The following is a 17,521-nucleotide window of genomic DNA, read 5'->3' as shown; positions in this document are numbered from 1 at the left end:
GCTACATACCTACCTTTTGGCGATATGCCGCTTGTCCTAGCTGAATGTATTTTTGTTTCGCTTGAGCATTAGGAAAGTTGAACATGGGTTTTCCTTTTTTGTAGTCGATCCAACCGCCCACTTGCTCTAAACGCTCCTGCGCTTCACGGCGGTGATCAAAGCTGATTTGAAATTTTGACATCGTGTATACCTCCATTGAATTTTTGTTAAAGATTTGGTATACTGTCGGTACCTAATCGAAGCAGTACACCTTAAAACTCGCTATGCCAAGCGGGTTTTTTATTTGTCTTCATCGTCTTCCTCTTCGTAGCCATCGCGCTCCGCTTCATCTTTCCAATGACTCTTCGGATAACCAAATCTATTAATCTGCGTCACCATCGGATGCTCAATATTCAATTGTCTCGCTCCTTTCAGTTCGTGTGACAACCTCAAGACGTACACCGTGTTTTTTCTGAATTGACTCAGCTGCTTTAACTAAAAGACCTTTGTTATTCATCCGTACAAGATCCTCGCTAATGTTTCTAATACTGCCAGCCATACTTGCCACTTCTTCGTAATTGCCGTCACGTAATTCTTGATGAGCAAGATGTAAAAGCTGGTTTATACAATCAATTTTGGTCTTTGCTCTCGAAACGTCATCACTTAAAAACTGTTTTTCAATCACGCTAGAACCGCCTCCCTATCCTGTCTTTTGTGCATTGCTACCTCTGCGACAATGGCCTTTTTCGACCATTTGTCAGTTAAGTCCGTTATCCTTAGTCCAAACTCCCTCGACATTGAGTACATCAGCGTTTTGTTTGCTTGTGTCAGGTCGTATATTTGCTTGATAGCCTGCATGGGAAGCTCACCATGCTTGCCCGGGCGGGTATTGTTCAACCACTCCGCAAGCTCTTTAGTTGCTTGTTTGGCATCTTCCATTTCATGAACAAGATTTATGAGCGCTTTATGAGCACAATCATTTAGGGCGGGATTAATTGGTGCGGCTGCCATTGGGTGAAGCTTGAAAATGTAGTGTACGAGATCAATATGTTCATAGGCTTCACATGCTTTAAACCAGTTGATACACAATTCAGGTGTAGGTCTGACATAACCATTTTCAATGTCTGATACATTCCTCTGATCACGCCCTCCAATTAATGTGCCTAGCTGATACTGTGAATATCCGGCTTCTTTCCTTACTCTCCTCATGATTTCAGGTAAATTCCGCTGATTATACGGGCTGTTCTTCATTTGTTCTCATCCTTCTTTATACGATTTTTATTGGTAAAATTTATTAATGAAGGGACACGGCAGGTCTAGGAAACCCTGCGCGGAACCCAGTTAACAATGTAATTCACAGCAACTTGCATATCTCTTCTCTTTAAATCTTTATAGCTGGATACGGCGAAACGATCTTTAATTTCCCGATGAAGTTCGCTGAATAGCCGCTTACGTTCTGATCCATCTTCTGTAAAACTGTAAACCCTAGAAGCAACGGCTTTTTGAATCCGTCTTTGTTCACCATGATCAAGTGTGATCTGCTCATCCACTTTGGTGTTCAATTCAAGGATTTTCTTTTCGTGATTGGTTAATTTTTTAGACATTTCATCCTGCCGTTGTGATGTCTCCAACAAGAGTTTAAGAGACTCAATGCGCTGTTCTCTTTCGGTTAAAGGTTTAGGAACACCAAAGTGACCATTTTTTCTAATTGAAGGGATGACTTCAATTGCCAGCCAGTCTTGAAATTGTTCTGCAACTTCGTTAGATGCTTTAAACGCCAGCTTGTACACAAATGGTTCAGGAATGAAATCACCTTTCCCCACTTCTGGGGAATTTTTCGGAAGGTATTCATTCACTCGTTCCCATCGAATGTATTGTTTGTTATTTTTTTCTTGGACAAAGCCTAAAGATTTAGCAACTTGTTCAGCATCAAAAATGATTAGGTCATTCTCGATTGTTGCTGATACTTCAAACATTTCATTTTTAAATAACTGTGGGTTGTTCATGCTGTAGCTCCTTTCTTGAAGTAATCTGTGTTTTCTTTCATCCATTCGGTATGAAGATCAATCCATTCAAGCAGCTGCTTAGTGGGTATGTTCCTTCCTAGCATCGGATTCTTAGGAAAGTCTGATCTGGCTGCAAGCTCTGCCATTTTTGTTTCTTTACATCGAAGCACTTCCATTGCTTCTTTACGGGTTAAAACTGGTTTAAGAGCATATTTGTTTCGACCGTCTTCAACGCCTTTTTCATAAGCTTCTTGGAAAAGCTTTTGCATTTGAACTTGAAACACGGTGGCTGTCATTTCATCAAAAGTGATAACTGTCTGTGGCACGTCATAACCCCCTATTGGATTTTTCTACCTTTCAGCCGATATTATCTCTGAAAGGTGGTGAGAATTAATGGGTATACCTACACATGAAAACAAATTTGTTAAATCCTGTTTAAGATGCAAAAGAGAAATAAATGATTTGCAAGAAGACCATGTATACTGTACAAAATGTGCGTCTCCATTAAGAAATGAATGCACAGCCACTGATCATTTCACAGATGGGGAAGGAGTATCTTTCCACTCTGGTGATGACATTTATATCTTGGAACCAGACAACGCATTTTGTCCTAAATGTGGTTCAGAATCTCTATTCAACCAACGAGGTCTAATCGATGTTGAATATCCAAGAGCAGAAGTAGTAAGACAGCAAGTCATCACATCAGATGAAGATTTGCCATTCTAAGAATGCAAAGGTAGTTTTGATCCGCATCGAGTGCAAAAGTTAGCATCCAAAATATGCTTATCTTTCTTGCACTTGGTGCATTGAATTAACTTCGAATCAACTTGAAACGTTTTTTTGTTTCCCATGATCTTGCTCCTTTCAAATTGAATTATGCAGTGTTTGATTTTTGTTCTATTTCGCTACAATCAACAGCAAAAAAAATCGTCCAATCACAACCTATAATTTTACTGATTCGTTTCGCTACATCCACACTCGGACTTCTAGATCCCAGTTCAATTTGCGAATAATACGGCCTTTTAATGCCTGCTTTTGAAGCAATTTCTTCTTGTGTCTTACCTAAATCTTTACGCATTTTAGAGAGCCATATTCTTGGTTTCATACTAGCACCTCCTTTTGTAGCGATTTGCTACTTATTAATTACATAATACAGTAGCGATTTGCTACAGTCAACACTTTTTGTACTTTTTCGCTACTTTTTTTCTTTGTAGCTTATTGCTACGTTATAATGTAATCAACTTTGATATTGAAAGTAGGAATAAAAATGCTGGGTGACAGAATTAGATCCCTAAGAGAAAAGCACAATCTTACTCAAGAACAAATAGCTAAAAAAATAGGCATTTCTAGAGGAACATACGCACATTATGAGATAAATAAGCGACGACCGGATTATGAAACACTTATTAAAATTGCTGAGATTTTTAATGTTTCAACTGATTATCTAGTTGGCAGAAGTGATAACACTGGTTACAAAATCATTGATGCTAATAAAATAGAGTCTGATCCTGACCTTCAAATTGCTTTCAATGAAGCCTCTGATTTTTCAGAGGAAGCTAGAAGACAAACAATAGACTTTATCAATTACATCAAAGAGAAGGAAAAGAAGATGGGTAGAAAATAAATAGCACAAAAAATAATTCTGTTTTGTTTATATTTATTAATATGTTTTATTTAGTTTAATTAATGCTGAAGGTTCTGCTGTAATTTTTACAGTAATACCTACAATTGAACGACCATTCAACTGTAAAAATTACAGTAGAGTCTACAATTGAATAGTTGCTCAACTGTAAAAATTACAGCGATAAAAGGGGTGTTTTACAGATGAGTGAAAAGAAGAAAAAGAATCACACTCAAATTATCGAAGAATATATAGACCATCATGGTCTAAAAAAAGGAAGTTTAACAAGCGGCAGTGTTAAAGGATACGGCACGTTGGATATTATTCAAATATCTGTACATGATGATGGTTTTGATATCTTTTTATTAAAAGATGAAGCGGTTAACAATGTGGTCTCCTATAACTGGAAACAATTTTCTGAGGTAGAGATAGATAAATTTGCTCTTAGCACAGAATTTTCATTGTTAGGAGAAAAAGAAATCACTTTAAAAGTCACAGAAGACAAACCTTTTTACGCGCAGATTGAGAAACATAATATCAAGATGATGTTCAAAAAAAGAAAGTGGCAAAATAAACTTCTAGGGTTCCGCTCTCAAAACAAATTAAAGATGATCATTGCAACTACAATATACTTATTAGCACTACTACTAATTGTTGTACCTATTGTTGCGTACAACCTTCCAAGCGCAAAACAAGAACGTGCAGCTATTGAAACTGCTAAAATAAAAAAAGAAGCAACCGAAAAGGAAGATAGAGAAAAAGAAGCTGCGGAAGCCAAAGAATTCAACAAAAAACAGGCCGCTAATAAGAAAAAACAAGAAGAAAATAATAAAGAATTAGAGAATAATACTAAAGATCGCCTTAAAGAATATGTAGACAGTAGCGATGGCCTATTAATGAAAATCGAACCTATGACTAACAGTTGGGAACATGTTTATGCATTTGTATCAGAAAATTTTAAAACCATGTCTTTATATGAAAAAGAATCATGGGTTAATGAAGCTGGATTAGATATTAAAAATAGAATTAAAGGCGGCGGAATAGCTGAAGATCCCCGAATTTATTTTGTTTATAAAGATCAATCAAAGCTAGCAGTTCCTGACACATTCAATGAATCTTATAAAATTAAGGATTAGCCTATTAAAAGGCTTTTCTTTTCAAACAAAAACAGAACATACATTCTCATTTTAGGGGTGTTTATATGAAAGGACTATCTCATTTAGAAGAAGAAGTGAAGAAGATTTACACAAAATTAAATATGCTTACACCAGAAGCAATTGATATGGAACTTATGGCAGCTTCACTAAAAATATGGCTTCACTTTGAAAGAAGGCCTAGTGTCGTTTTTTGCGTGAATGGATCTTACAGCATGGTCATTGATAAACGTTTAAACAAAAAACAACAATGGGAAGAATTTGGTCACGAACTGTGTCATGTAATTAAGCACTATGGCAACCAGTTTGATATGCACAAGCTCTTTCGAGAATTGCAAGAATATCAGGCTAATAGTTTTATGTATCATTTCTGTGTGCCATCCTTTATGCTTCAAAAATTGAACCTGCCTTCTTTGCAATCTGAAGCAATTAAACTAATTGGTGACACCTTTAATGTGACTTATTCTTTTGCCGCCACCCGCTTAGAAATGTTTAGAAGAAAAAGCTTTGCTTTTGCTTTATATGAAAACACTTTAAAACAAATTAATTGAGGAGGAGACTATATAACATGGCTTACTTTAGAAAGGTTCCAGCGAAGAATAAAAAAGGCTACACATACTCTTTTACAATTGAATTAGGAAAAGACCCTATCACTGGTAAAAGAAAACAGGTTACGCGTAGAGGATTTGAAACAAAAAAAGAAGCTGAGGTCGTTGCCAACGAACTTGAAAACCAGATCAATAAAAATACTTTTATTTTAGATAGTAACGTTCTTCTTTCATCACATGTAGAAAAATGGTTGGATCTAGTTGCAAAAAGAAAAGTAAAGGAAACAACTTTCAAAAATTACCGCAGAGTAGTTAAAAACAAAATAATACCTTTGCTGGGCCATTTCAAATTAAACGAGATCAAACCAGCACATATTGAACATTTTATTGCAAAGTTATTAGAAGAGGGACTTTCTGAAAGATATATAGAATATATATTTGCTGTTCTGTATGGATGCATGGAAAAAGCGGTTGATTGGGAGTTGATTAATAAAAACCCTCTAGACAAAGTAAAGGTACCTCGTGGGCGTAGAAGAAAATACGTTACTTGGACAAGGGAAGAAGTAAACAAATTTTTAAACGTGGCTAAGTTTGTGACAGCACCTGTGTATCATGCTATTTTCACAACTGCCCTTTACACTGGCATGAGGCGCGGTGAACTTCTCGGGCTTAAATGGGAAGATGTTGATTTTGATGATAGTACAATTCACGTAAGAAGAAATTTGATATATGATGACGAAGGCTTCCGTTTCGGGACATTGAAAACAGAATCATCGGAAAGAGATATTACAATTGAAGATTACCTAGTCGAATGTTTGAAATCTTATCGTATTAAGCAACTTGAAGTAAAAATGAGTTTAGGAAAATTATATGATGATCAGGATCTTATTTTCGCTAGACAAGATGGCAGACCGATTTATCCTCGTACCTTAACTGAAAACTTCAATAGAGCGACTAAAGAAGCCGCTCTACCAAAAATACGTATTCATGACTGCCGTCACACTCACGCAACGTTATTATTAGAAGCTGGTGTATCGTTAAAAGAAGTTCAAGAACGCCTTGGCCATTCATCTATTAAAATGACTGGTGATATTTACGCTCATGTAACTCCAAAAATCAAAGCAAGAACAGCACAAAAATTTGGTGATTACATGAAATTATAAGGCTAAGTGGTCAAAATGTGGTCAATTGCGCTTTCATGGCTTCCCAAACCTTATTATTTAAGGGATAAAGACGCCACACACTCCACATGACTCGTATGCGGAAACATATCCACAGGCTGCACTTCCTCTGTCACATACCCGCCATCTTCAAGAATACGCAAATCACGACCAAGCGTTCCTGGATTACAGGACACGTAAACAACTCGATTTGGTTTCATCTTTAAAATCGTATCAAGCAGTGCTTCGTCACAGCCTTTTCTTGGCGGATCGACGACGAGGGTGTCTGCTTTGATGCCTTCTTTATACCAATTTGGGATGACGGTTTCTGCTTCGCCGACTGCGAATTCGACGTTGTTGATCTCATTTAAGGCAGCGTTGCGTTTTGCGTCTTCAATTGCTTCTGGCACAATTTCTACGCCATATACTCTGCCTGCTTTTTGGGCGAGAAATAAGGAAATCGTACCGATTCCGCAATACGCATCAATCACGGTTTCTTCTCCTTGCAGCTCGGCATATTCAAGCGCTTTGTCGTAAAGCACCTTAGTTTGGGCTGGGTTCACTTGATAAAACGAGCGGGCTGAAATGGCAAATTTGATGTCGCCAATCGTGTCATAAATGTATTCTTCTCCCCATAAAACAGTCGTTTCGTCTCCGAAAATGACATTTGTTTTCTTAGAATTCACGTTTTGCACAATTGACCGAACGTGTGGGAAGCGTGCTATAATCTGCTCAATCACCTGCTGCTTTTGCGGAAAGTCAGCCGTTCTTGTGACAAACACAACCATCATTTCACCTGTTGCAATACCGTAGCGAACCATCACATGACGCAGCCAGCCTTTGTGCCGCTCTTCGTTATATGCTTTGATGCCAAACGCATTGCATATGTCTTTTACTGCCTGTACCACTTCGTCATTTTCTGACTGCTGAATCAAACATTTTTCCATATCAATGATTTCATGGGTACGCTGCTGATAAAATCCTGCAACAAGTCCGCCTTCCCGTTCGCCAACTGGAACTTGTGCTTTGTTTCGGTAATTCCAAGGGACTTCCATGCCGAGTACAGGATGAACTTTTACACGGCTCATATCAAGCTTGCCGATCCGCTCTAAAACGTCCTTTACTTGTTTCTGTTTAAATAGCAGCTGGCCTTCATAGCTCATATGCTGAATTTGACAGCCTCCGCACTGCTTGTAGATAGGACATGGCGCATCTTGCCTGTGCTGACTTTCCTTTGTCAGCTCCATGAGTCGTCCAAAAGCAAATCCTTTTTTCACACGTGTGACTTTGATTTTCCCTTGTTCGTCAGGCAGGGCATTCGGTACAAAGACAGGGAACCCTTCAATTTTCGCTACACCTGCACCTTCGTGCGTTAAGTCTTCGAAGGTTACATTGTAGTATTCATTCTTTTCAACAGGCGGTTTCATTTTCACCAATTTTATCACCTCATTTGCAAAGAAAAACTTGGCGCCATAAGGAACCAAGTTCAATCTCTACCCTATTTTTTCAGCTGTTGCTTTTGGCACTATAAACTCAATATGACGATACAGGTTTTCAAATTCACCTGGCAGCATGCCGCCGAATTCGCCATCTAAATTTAATTGCATTTTATCTTTTACATCTACCTTCACGCGATTCGCTTTTGCGTAGATGACATTGTTATCATGAATATGCTCGCCTCGCAGTGCAAGGCTGACTACTCGAATGGCTTCTGCTAAATTGACCTTCTTTAAAATAATCAGGTCAAACATTCCATCATCTAAAATGGAATCTGGCGCTAGCTTTTCAAAGCCGCCTACTGAATTTGTGAGTGAAACAAGAAACAGCATGATTTCTCCATGAAACAATTTGCCGTCATATTCAATTTCGACTTCTGTCGGGCGGATAGAAGGAAGCATCTCCATGCCTTTTAAATAATAAGCAAGCTGTCCAAGCATTGTCTTCAGCTTACTAGGCACTTCATAAGTGAGCTCTGTTAACCGGCCGCCGCCTGCAATATTAATAAAATAATGGCCGTTGACTTTACCGATATCAAGCGGCTTCGCTACACCATCAATAATGGCATCTGTCGCTTTTAAAACACCTTCTCGTGGAATGCCAAGTGCTCTTGCGAAGTCATTTGTTGTTCCAACAGGAATGATTCCTAGTTTTGGTCTTTTTTCAAGCGGTGCTAGTCCGTTGACGACTTCATTGATCGTGCCGTCTCCACCTGCTGCTACAATTAAATCAAAGTCTCTCTGTGCAGCTTTTTCAGCTGCTTGTGTCGCATCTCCTGCACATGTGGTTGCATGACAAGATGTTTCATAGCCAGCTTGTTCAAATTTTTGCAAAACCTGCGGCAAATTCTTCTTGAAGAGTTCACGCCCAGATGTCGGATTGTATATAATTCGAGCACGTTTCATTCATCATCATCCTATATTCATTATGCAATCTATTTTCACCACTAACAACCTTTAATTATACTATGAGATTTGAAAATGGCAACAGAACAACCAGCTAATATGAGAAATCTCCTGCCACATTTCACTCAACAAGAAAGCATTCTGATAAGATAAAAGAAAACGCTCTAAAGGATGGTATGCGATGAAAAAGCCTGTCTATTTTAATCATGATGGCGGTGTTGATGACCTCGTCTCGTTATTTCTTCTCCTTCAAATGGAACATCTGAAAGTGATCGGGACATCTGTGATTCCTGCTGATTGTTATTTAGAGCCTGCTCTCAGTGCGTCTCAAAAAATCATTGATCGATTTAGCCCCTATGAAATTGAAATCGCTGCTTCAAATTCTAGAGGCGTCAATCCTTTTCCGAAAGAGTGGCGCATGCATACTTTTTATGTAGATGCCTTACCTATTCTAAACGAGAAAGGCATTGTAGATACAAAAGTGTCCAAGCTTCCAGCACACCTTCATTTAATCGAAACCGTTAAAAAGGCAGCAGAACCTGTCACGCTGCTCTTTACAGGCCCACTCACAGACCTTGCACGCGCCTTAGAAGAAGATCCTTCAATCTCTAATCAAATTGAGAAATTGGTGTGGATGGGCGGTACGTTTCTTGAAAAAGGCAATGTTGAGGAACCCGAGCATGATGGGACAGCAGAATGGAATGCATTTTGGGACCCTTATGCTGTCAGCACTGTCTTCCAGGAACGCTTTCCTATTGAAATGGTCGCACTTGAAAGCACGAATCAAGTTCCGCTTACACTTGATGTGCGTCAGCGCTGGGCTTCCCTTCGTTCTCACATTGGAATTGATTTTATTGGTCAGTGCTACGCCTTTTGTCCACCGCTCATTCATCATGAAACGAATTCGACCTATTACCTATGGGACGTGCTGACAACGATGACTCTTGCTTCTTCATCATTTACCCATTCAAAGGAAGTGAGCGCGATCGTTTATACCGAGACGCCAAAGCAAGGACGTACCGAAGAGCATCCAGAAGGAAAGTCAATACAAGTGATTGACCATGTCGATCGTGATGCCTTTTTCCAAGCATTTGAAGAGCTCATGAGAAAAGCTGTTTGTCAGATTTCAACATAAAAAATCCCCGCCAATGAGCGGGGATTCCAGATTATTGACAAAGGGCTAAAATGATCTTTATTTTAGTCCTTTGTCTTTTTTCAGCGTGATAGAAAACTTTGAAGTCTAGGAAGGACGAGCACCGGAGCGGAGCGAATTGAACATTCGTGAGCACCGGAGCACAGGACTGACAAGGAATGCGAGGGTTTGTCTACACGCTGAAAGCCCCGCCAATGAGCGGGGCTCCCTCTTATTCTTCTTCAGCGTACTTTTTCTTACGTCTGAACTTGCTTAAAATTTCATACACGATTGGGACGATGACCAATGTGAGAAGTGTAGAACTTGTTAAACCGCCGATCACGGTCACGCCAAGTCCTTTTGATACGATCTGGCTTCCGCCTTCAAATCCTAATGCGAGTGGCAGCAGTGCACCGATCGTCGCAAGTGCAGTCATTAAGATTGGACGTAATCTTATTGTTCCTGCTTCAAGTAAAGCTTCTCTTGTTGAAAGACCTTCTTTTTCTTTATGAATGACGCGGTCAATCAACACAATGGCATTTGTCACAACAATTCCGATCAGCATGAGCAATCCAATCATGGCATTTAAGCTGATGGTTTCTTTTGCTAAAAACAATCCTACGAGTGCGCCAATAATCGTAAATGGAAGTGAGAACAGAATCGCAAATGGTGCAAGACCTCCGCCAAATGTGATGACGAGAACGAGGTACACAATGGCAATCGCTGCAAGCATTGCAAGTCCAAGCTGTGTAAAGGATTCCTCAATATCCGCACTTACGCCGCCTGTGTCAATCGTTACGCCAGACTTCACATCAAGCTTGTCGACTTTCTTCTGAACATCCTGTGTCACACTTGAGACATTGTCTGTTGTCATGTCACCAGACACTTCTGCGTAGATTTTTCCATCACGTTTTGTCACCGTATTTGCTGTCGTACCATCTTTTACTTTTACGACATCACCAATCCGGACTTCTTGTCCTGTTGGTGTTGTGATCTTTTTATTTTCTAAATCTTTTTTGCTCTTATATTCGTCTTTTTCGGTTTGAAGCTTCACATCAAGTTCTTTGCCGTCCTCTGTGACTTTCGTCAGTGTTGTTTCACTATTTTGGGGAGCAATCGCTTGAGCGATTTGTGAAGCAGTTAGACCCAGCTTCGCCAGTTTTTCTTGATCTGCATTAAACGTATATTCGTCATATTTCTCAGATAAGCTTGTGCTGACATTTTTCAGGTTTTTCTCATCTTTTAAGATGTTCTCGACATCTTTTACTGTGCCTTCAATATCGCTTACTTTGTCACCGTAGACATAGTACGTTACTGTATTGCTTGCACCAGCAGATGAGAAGTCTTGTGATTTCCATTCCCCTTTAGACGTTTTATCCTGCAGGGCTTTGACCACTTTATCTTTTTCTTTATCAAAGTTTGGCGTGTCTTCATCATATTGTACGAAGAATAACGCACCGTTCGAGTTGCCGCCTACACTTGCTGTAAGCGCATTTGAAGAACCTAGTGAATATTGAACAGTATTGACATGGTCACGTTTGATCAAGTATTCTTCTGCTTTTTTCGTTTCATCGATTGCTTGTTCTCTCGTTTGTCCAGGTTCAGGTGTATATGTTACCATCGCCGTCTTATCTGCTTGCTGTGGTAAGAAGCTGACACCGACAAGTGGTGCTAAGAATAAGCTTCCGACGAGCATAAGAATGGCAATTCCTGATGTGATCCATTTATGGTTCAGTGTCCAATTGAGTACACGTCTATAACCGCCAGCAAGCTTGCTTGGTTTATGCTCTTTTACTTTTTTCGCTGTGCCGTACAGGTCCTTTTTAAATAGACTGTGTGCCATCATTGGAACAATCGTAATGGCGACAAGCAGTGAAGCAAGTAAAGCAAACACAATCGTTAGGGCAAATGGGATGAATAGTTCACCAATCATTCCACCTACTAATGCTAACGGTAAGAATACCGCAATCGTCACAATCGTCGAAGACATGATCGGGATAAACATTTCTTTTGTGGCTTCTCTGACGAGTGCTTTGCCTTTTAACGGTTCATCCTTTAACGCCATTCGTCGATAGATATTTTCTATGACCACAATCGAGTCATCGACCACACGCCCAATGGCGACGGTCATGGCACCAAGTGTCATGATATTTAATGTAATATCCAACTGATTTAATAATAAAACAGCAATCAACAGAGATAACGGAATGGAGATGACCGAAATTAATGTTGATTTGATATCTCGAAGGAACAACATAATGATAATGATCGCAAAGATTGCTCCGATGATTGCCTTGTTTAGCATTGTGCTGACAGACTCTTTAATCGGCTCTGCTTGATCATATGTCGTGCTTACTTTGATTCCTTTGTTGTCTTTTTTGAATTTCTCAAGCTCTTTTGTCACTTCTTCTGCCACACTCACGGTATTGGCATCAGAGCCTTTGACAATTTGCAGACCGATGCTGTCTTTTCCATTCGTTCTAGAGATCGATTCTGCATCTTTTACTACTTTAATATCCGCAATTTCAGAAAGCTTGATTGTTGGCAGCTCTACAGATTGACCGCTTGCTGCTCCTCCACCAGTTTGCTGCTGAGCTGCTGCTTGCTGCTGACTAGCATTTCCAGCCTGCTGCTCTGCACCTTGCGCACCTGGGTTTTCAGTGCCGCTGGATGGTGCCCCAGCTCCAGCGCTTCCCGCACCGCCGCTTGCACTTGGTGTGACAGGGATTCGCATGTTTTTCAAATCTTTGACGCTTAAAATATTGCCGTCCACGACAACTGATTTTTGTTTGTTGCCGAATGTGTATAGACCTAATGGTACGTTGACATCAGAGCCTTTGATCATGTTTTGGACGGTTTCTTCATCTAAACCGTATTCTTTCAATTTCTTTTGTTTAAAAGAAAATTCTACTTCTTTGATTTGCTGTCCTGAAGCTTCGACAGAAGAGACACCGTTTAATCCTTCAAGAGAAGGAACAAGGTCGTTTTCTACTTTCTGTGTAAGGTCTTCTAGTGATTCTTTATCACCAGAGACGCTGAGTGCTAAGATTGGAATCGCGTTGATGCTAAAGCGTGCAATTTTTGGTTTTTCTGCATTTTCCGGAAAATTGATATTGCTAATCGCATCTTCAATTTCCTTCTTTGCTTCATCCATGTCTTTGTTATAGTCGTACTCGACTTGAATAGATGAGGCATTTTCAAATGAATTGGATGTGACCACATTGACTCCGTTGAGGTTTTGAATAGACTTCTCAATTGGGTCGGTCACCTTATCTGATACTTCGTCCGGCGTTGCGCCAGGATACGTTGTAGAAACCGTAATGACTGGAGTGTTGATATTCGGGATTGATTCTTGTTTCATATTCAATCCGGCATATAGACCAGCAACTGTTACGATAATCGTCATGAGCCATACAGCGAACTTATTCTTTAATACAAAATTGATGATCGAATTCATTATGTCCTCCATTTTCCTTTATGTATTGACTGACTGGTCATTCTATATCATAATAAACGGTGATATACAATGCCGTCAACCATTTCACTTGCGTTTGACGTAACATTCTAAAGCTGAAGGGGCCTTATTTCATGAACGAAAAAAAAGAAAAAATCATTAAAGCAAGCATACAGTTGTTTGCGAAAAAGGGTTTTTCTTCTACGACCATTCAGGAAATTGCAGATGAGTGCGGAATATCAAAAGGCGCATTTTATTTACATTTCAAATCAAAAGAACAGCTTTTCAATCGAGCCTTTGAATATTATATCGACACGTCTATGCAAAGTATTGAAACGATTCGAAAAGAGAATCAGCATCTCGCGCCGAGAAAGATCTTCCAGAAACAAATCGCTGAACAGTTTCAGCATTTTGCTGAGAACAAGGATTTTATCATTTTGATCCTCAGCGAGAACATTATTCCAGAAAACCAGCAAATTAAAAAGTATTCAAAAACAGTGAAAAAGCAAATGAATGATGAAATTCAAATTTCCATCTTGACCACTTATGGACAGGAGATCGAACCATATATAACTGACCTGTCAGTCATGATTCAAGGAATCATTCAATCGTATGTGCAGGTCCTGCTTTTACAAGATCAGATGCAATTATCATTTGATGAGCTTTCTTCCTTTATACTCGAACGATTCGATGATTTGGTCCAAGGCTTGCTTCGTTCTCAGACGAAACCGATCCTGAAGCAGACCATTTGGGACGATGAAGCGCCGAGTGCTGCTTCCCTTCAAGTGGAGCTTCGTTTGTTAAAGCTTGAGCATCTGCTTTCTGATGATACCCTTGTATCCATTGAAGTCATTGAAGAAGAACTGGTGAAAGCTGAGCCTCGTAAGCCAGTCATTCAAGGGATGCTGACGAATTTAGAAAAGTGTGAGGACCCTGCTGTCTTAAAAGTAGTGGAACAATTGAAGCTGTTTCTTCAATAATTTTACGTGCTGTTTTTCCGGTTAATTCACCTTTATCCCCCTTCGAATGTGCACTTTCGCTTATACTTCATTATAAGAAAAGAATCTCCGAATTGATATACGGCGGTGGTCTGAATCTATGATAAGACCCTGTCCTTTCAAGCAAAAAAACCGCCTCTTCTCATGAGGCGGTTTTTGCTATTTAGCGTTTTTTGATTTCTTCTAGGAGAATCTTGTTGACCATCGGCGGGTTTGCTTGTCCCTTCGATGCTTTCATGATTTGTCCGACTAAGAAGCCAATCGCGCGGTCTTTTCCATTTTTAAAGTCTTCGATGGATTGCGGGTTGTTATCAAGTGCTTCTGTGACAAGTTTGAGCAGTGCACCTTCGTCAGAAATTTGGACAAGTCCTTTTTCTTTGACGATTGTTTCTGCGTCTCCTCCATTTTCAATGAGCTCTTTGAATACCTTTTTGGCAATCTTAGAGGAAATCGTTCCTTTTTCAATGAGTTGGATCATTCCAGCCAGCCCTTGCGGCGTTAGCTTTGTATCTTCCAGCTCTTTTTGAGCAGAGTTTAAGTAGGCAGATACTTCACCCATCAGCCAGTTTGAAGCTTGCTTCGCTTCTGCACCTTCTGAAATGGTTGCTTCAAAGAAATCAGACATTTCTTTTGTCAGCGTCAGCACCATGGCATCATATGCAGGAAGTCCAAGCTCATCGATGTAGCGTTTGCGGCGCTCGTCTGGAAGCTCTGGAATGGATGCTCTTACGCGTTCTTTCCACTCGTCATCAATGTACAGCTCCACCAAATCTGGTTCTGGGAAGTAGCGGTAATCATCTGAGCCCTCTTTGACACGCATAAGGATCGTCTTTTTAGACGCTTCGTCATAGCGGCGCGTTTCCTGTTCGATCAAGCCGCCAGATAGCAATACTTGCTCTTGGCGTTTCTCTTCGAATTCAAGACCTTTTTGTACGAAAGCAAACGAGTTCAAGTTCTTGAGCTCTGTTTTCGTTCCAAACTCTTCACGGCCGATCGGACGAAGTGAAATATTGGCATCACAGCGAAGTGAGCCTTCTTCCATCTTACAGTCAGAAACGCCTGTATATTGAATAATGGATTTTAGTTTTTCTAAGTACGCATACGCTTCTTCTGGTGTCCGAATGTCTGGCTCAGATACGATTTCAACAAGCGGTGTGCCTTGACGGTTGAAATCGACAAGTGAATAACCGTCGCCTGTGTGCGTCAGTTTACCTGCATCCTCTTCCAAATGGAGACGCGTAATACCGATTCGTTTTGTTTTGCCTTCTACTTCAATTTCAATCCAGCCGTTTTCACCGATCGGTTTATCAAATTGAGAAATTTGATACGCCTTTGGGTTATCAGGATAGAAGTAGTTTTTACGGTCAAATTTTGTATCTGTTGCGATCTCACAGTTCAGCGCCATGGCCGCTTTCATCGCAAAGTTCACCGCTTCTTTGTTCAATACAGGCAGTACGCCAGGATATCCAAGGTCGATGACACTTGTTTGCGTGTTGGCAGCTGCACCAAAAGGTGTCGGCGAGCTGGAGAAAATTTTCGATTGTGTTTTTAGCTCTACGTGGACTTCAAGTCCAATTACCGTTTCAAAGTTCATTCTGATTCACCCCTTACAGTTCAGGTTTTGCTTTATGATGATCTGTTGCTTGCTCGAAAGCGTGAGCCACGCGGTAAACCGTTCCTTCATCAAAGTGCTTGCCAATGATTTGCAGTCCTAACGGAAGACCATTTGCAAATCCACAAGGCACACTGATTCCTGGAACGCCTGCAAGGTTCACAGGGATCGTTAAAATATCGTTCGCGTACATAGTCAGTGGATCGCTTGTCTTTTCTCCAATGTTAAATGCAGGAGTTGGCGTTGTTGGCCCTACAATGACATCATACTTTTCAAAAACATCTTCGAAGTCTTTTTTGATCAATGTACGGACTTTTTGTGCCTTCTTATAGTATGCATCATAATATCCTGAGCTAAGAGCGAATGTCCCAAGCATGATGCGGCGTTTCACTTCGTTTCCAAAGCCTTCTGAACGTGTATTTTTATATAAATCAATCAGGTTGTCGGCATTATCTGTACGGTAGCCATAGCGGATGCCGTCAAAGCGCGCAAGGTTCGCAGATGCTTCTGAAGAAGACAGTAAGTAGTAAGTCGCAAGCGCATATTTAGAATGCGGCAGAGACACTTCTTCCCATGTTGCACCAAGTCCTTCTAATACTTTTAACGCTTTGAGAACAGACTCTTTTGCTTCCTCGCCAACACCTTCTCCAAGGTATTCTTTTGGCACTGCAATTTTCATGCCTTTGATGTCTCCAGTTAATGAAGAAAGAAAATCTGGGACGTCGACATTTGCGCTCGTTGCGTCCATTTGATCGACGCCAGCAATCGCTTGAAGTACGTATGCGTTGTCCTCTACGTTACGCGTAATCGGCCCAATTTGATCTAATGAAGAAGCAAATGCAATTAAACCGTATCTAGATACACGGCCATATGTCGGCTTCAGTCCCACAACTCCGCAGAATGATGCCGGCTGGCGAATCGAACCGCCTGTATCTGATCCAAGTGAGAATGGTACTTCACCTGCTGCAACAGAAGCTGCTGAGCCACCACTTGATCCACCTGGAACAGTGTTTAAATTCCACGGGTTTTTCGTTGCTTTGTAGCCTGAGTTCTCTGTAGAAGATCCCATCGCAAATTCGTCCATATTTAATTTACCGATTGTGACTGCTTCCGCATCTCTCAGACGATTGACAACCGTTGCATCATAAATAGGGTCAAAGTTTTGCAGGATTTTACTAGATGCTGTTGTACGTAAATCCTTTGTGACGATGTTATCTTTCACACCGATTGGCATACCGAACAATAGACCAAGCTCGTCCTTTTCACCAACTGCCTCGTCCAATTCCTTTGCATACGCACGAGCTTTCTCTTCGTCCAGTGCAAGGAATGCTTGTACTTTCCCGTCTACTTCATTGATTCGTTTATAAGACTCGTCCACTAAATCAGAAACAGACAGTTCCTTTTTATGTAAAAGCTCTTTTAATTCAGAAATTTTGTGATCAAACAGTGACATGT

Annotated in this window: 18 protein-coding genes; 7 read left to right on the top strand and 11 right to left on the bottom strand. The window is 40.4% G+C overall.

Going from position 1 to position 17,521, the window contains the following annotated elements:
• Nucleotide 1 precedes the first annotated feature (1 nt).
• The 5 genes from ACP7A0_RS12420 to ACP7A0_RS12400 form a co-directional block, all read right to left on the bottom strand.
• Entirely contained in the window at nt 2-181 is a 180-nt protein-coding gene (locus ACP7A0_RS12420) for a hypothetical protein (RefSeq protein ID WP_426005314.1), read from the bottom strand.
• Between the two features lie 204 nt (nt 182-385).
• Nucleotides 386-664, bottom strand: coding sequence for a YqaH family protein (locus ACP7A0_RS12415; RefSeq protein ID WP_426005312.1), 279 nt, complete (start codon nt 662-664; stop codon nt 386-388).
• Entirely contained in the window at nt 661-1,230 is a 570-nt protein-coding gene (locus ACP7A0_RS12410; RefSeq protein WP_426005310.1) for a helix-turn-helix domain-containing protein, read from the bottom strand. Before ACP7A0_RS12410 ends, ACP7A0_RS12415 begins: the two co-directional genes overlap by 4 nt.
• A 65-nt stretch (nt 1,231-1,295) precedes the next feature.
• Entirely contained in the window at nt 1,296-1,985 is a 690-nt protein-coding gene (locus ACP7A0_RS12405; protein WP_426005308.1) for an ORF6C domain-containing protein, read from the bottom strand.
• The gene (locus ACP7A0_RS12400) at nt 1,982-2,311 is read right to left on the bottom strand and encodes a hypothetical protein (RefSeq protein ID WP_426005306.1); all 330 of its coding nucleotides are present in this window, start codon (nt 2,309-2,311) and stop codon (nt 1,982-1,984) included. Before ACP7A0_RS12400 ends, ACP7A0_RS12405 begins: the two co-directional genes overlap by 4 nt.
• Nucleotides 2,312-2,378: 67 nt before the next feature.
• Here ACP7A0_RS12400 and ACP7A0_RS12395 point away from each other — a divergent pair, with 67 nt between their 5' ends.
• Nucleotides 2,379-2,711, top strand: coding sequence for a hypothetical protein (locus ACP7A0_RS12395; protein ID WP_335351294.1), 333 nt, complete (start codon nt 2,379-2,381; stop codon nt 2,709-2,711).
• A gap of 148 nt (nt 2,712-2,859) precedes the next feature.
• Here ACP7A0_RS12395 and ACP7A0_RS12390 read toward each other — a convergent pair whose 3' ends face one another.
• A complete protein-coding gene (locus ACP7A0_RS12390; protein WP_426005303.1) occupies nt 2,860-3,090 on the bottom strand; it encodes a helix-turn-helix transcriptional regulator in 231 nt (76 codons plus the stop codon).
• A 162-nt stretch (nt 3,091-3,252) separates the two neighbouring features.
• On the opposite strand from ACP7A0_RS12390, the gene ACP7A0_RS12385 reads away from it, so the two are divergent.
• The 4 genes from ACP7A0_RS12385 (at nt 3,253) to ACP7A0_RS12370 (ending at nt 6,471) form a co-directional block, all read left to right on the top strand.
• A complete protein-coding gene (locus ACP7A0_RS12385; protein WP_426005301.1) occupies nt 3,253-3,609 on the top strand; it encodes a helix-turn-helix domain-containing protein in 357 nt (118 codons plus the stop codon).
• A gap of 200 nt (nt 3,610-3,809) precedes the next feature.
• Nucleotides 3,810-4,742, top strand: coding sequence for a hypothetical protein (locus ACP7A0_RS12380; protein WP_426005299.1), 933 nt, complete (start codon nt 3,810-3,812; stop codon nt 4,740-4,742).
• Between the two features lie 65 nt (nt 4,743-4,807).
• Nucleotides 4,808-5,311 (top strand): ImmA/IrrE family metallo-endopeptidase, encoded by a 504-nt coding sequence (locus ACP7A0_RS12375; protein ID WP_426005297.1) that lies wholly within the window; start codon nt 4,808-4,810, stop codon nt 5,309-5,311.
• Nucleotides 5,312-5,328: 17 nt separating this feature from the next.
• The gene (locus ACP7A0_RS12370) at nt 5,329-6,471 is read left to right on the top strand and encodes a site-specific integrase (protein WP_144521631.1); all 1,143 of its coding nucleotides are present in this window, start codon (nt 5,329-5,331) and stop codon (nt 6,469-6,471) included.
• A gap of 53 nt (nt 6,472-6,524) precedes the next feature.
• On the opposite strand, the gene rlmD is transcribed toward ACP7A0_RS12370, so the two are convergent.
• Both rlmD and ACP7A0_RS12360 read right to left on the bottom strand, forming a co-directional pair.
• Nucleotides 6,525-7,901: a 23S rRNA (uracil(1939)-C(5))-methyltransferase RlmD gene (gene rlmD / locus ACP7A0_RS12365; protein ID WP_426005295.1), complete on the bottom strand. Its 1,377-nt coding sequence runs from the start codon at nt 7,899-7,901 to the stop codon at nt 6,525-6,527.
• A 60-nt stretch (nt 7,902-7,961) separates the two neighbouring features.
• Nucleotides 7,962-8,870, bottom strand: coding sequence for a diacylglycerol kinase (locus ACP7A0_RS12360; protein ID WP_034664632.1), 909 nt, complete (start codon nt 8,868-8,870; stop codon nt 7,962-7,964).
• 181 nt (nt 8,871-9,051) lie between these two features.
• On the opposite strand from ACP7A0_RS12360, the gene ACP7A0_RS12355 reads away from it, so the two are divergent.
• On the top strand, nt 9,052-10,005 hold the full coding sequence (locus ACP7A0_RS12355; protein WP_426005293.1) for a nucleoside hydrolase: 954 nt from the start codon (nt 9,052-9,054) through the stop codon (nt 10,003-10,005).
• A gap of 229 nt (nt 10,006-10,234) precedes the next feature.
• On the opposite strand, the gene ACP7A0_RS12350 is transcribed toward ACP7A0_RS12355, so the two are convergent.
• Complete coding sequence (locus ACP7A0_RS12350) at nt 10,235-13,459, bottom strand: efflux RND transporter permease subunit (protein WP_106157117.1); 3,225 nt, start codon at nt 13,457-13,459, stop codon at nt 10,235-10,237.
• A gap of 131 nt (nt 13,460-13,590) precedes the next feature.
• Between ACP7A0_RS12350 and ACP7A0_RS12345 the strand changes: the two genes are divergently transcribed.
• Nucleotides 13,591-14,436 (top strand): TetR/AcrR family transcriptional regulator, encoded by an 846-nt coding sequence (locus tag ACP7A0_RS12345; RefSeq protein ID WP_426005290.1) that lies wholly within the window; start codon nt 13,591-13,593, stop codon nt 14,434-14,436.
• 181 nt (nt 14,437-14,617) lie between these two features.
• Here the strand turns inward: ACP7A0_RS12345 and gatB are convergent, their stop codons facing one another.
• Nucleotides 14,618-16,048, bottom strand: coding sequence for an Asp-tRNA(Asn)/Glu-tRNA(Gln) amidotransferase subunit GatB (gatB, locus tag ACP7A0_RS12340; RefSeq protein ID WP_034664646.1), 1,431 nt, complete (start codon nt 16,046-16,048; stop codon nt 14,618-14,620).
• 13 nt (nt 16,049-16,061) lie between these two features.
• Complete coding sequence (gene gatA, locus ACP7A0_RS12335) at nt 16,062-17,519, bottom strand: Asp-tRNA(Asn)/Glu-tRNA(Gln) amidotransferase subunit GatA (RefSeq protein ID WP_034664650.1); 1,458 nt, start codon at nt 17,517-17,519, stop codon at nt 16,062-16,064.
• Nucleotides 17,520-17,521 lie beyond the last annotated feature (2 nt).

It is taken from the genome of Bacillus sp. DWP3-1 (genome assembly GCF_049896565.1).
In the GTDB taxonomy this organism is placed as follows: domain Bacteria; phylum Bacillota; class Bacilli; order Bacillales; family Bacillaceae; genus Bacillus.
The sequence above is the reverse complement of the archived record's forward strand: the minus strand, read 5'-3'. Positions and strand labels throughout refer to the sequence as shown.